We start from the raw sequence: 484 nt of genomic DNA, 5'->3' as shown, positions 1-484 counted from the left end.
GGGTGGCGGAGGGTATGCCAGTCACTGATATTTATTTTTTGCGCGGCGGTAAAAGCAACATCAATATCCAAAAAAAGATAATAACCGTGGAGGCCAAAGAACCATGGCACAGTGCGCAACAATACGTATGAAATGCCATGTAAGAAATCTTTGGGATAAAAATACAGGGATAAACTACTGAGGAAGTCCATCCCATCTTTTAACCAGATGGCCGCGCCTAGTTTAATGACGCCACTAAAGAGTGCGATAATACCCAGGGTGATAAAAAAAGAGAGAATGTTAACGTAGCTACTATCTTTCCATCGCCGGAATTTTAGTAGGCTCTCACTCACCACTTCTTGTAAATAATTGCCGATGATCCCGGAAGCTAACGCCAGGGGAATACTGATATCTAAGAAAAACTGGGCGTTATCATCAAGGATTCTGCGAAATATCATCAGCGTGCTGATGCTAAGCGCAATACAGTAAATCTGTGAAAGACGGT

Annotated in this window: 1 protein-coding gene; it reads right to left on the bottom strand. The window is 42.8% G+C overall.

Annotated elements, in window-relative coordinates:
• Window positions 1-484: hypothetical protein (locus M975_RS23150; RefSeq protein ID WP_167350546.1), on the bottom strand; the 484-nt coding region annotated here is incomplete at both ends.

The organism is Buttiauxella brennerae ATCC 51605, assembly GCF_001654925.1.
GTDB classification, from domain to species: Bacteria; Pseudomonadota; Gammaproteobacteria; order Enterobacterales; family Enterobacteriaceae; genus Buttiauxella; species Buttiauxella brennerae.
Note: the sequence above shows the minus strand (reverse complement) of the source record. Positions and strands in the feature narration are given on the sequence as shown.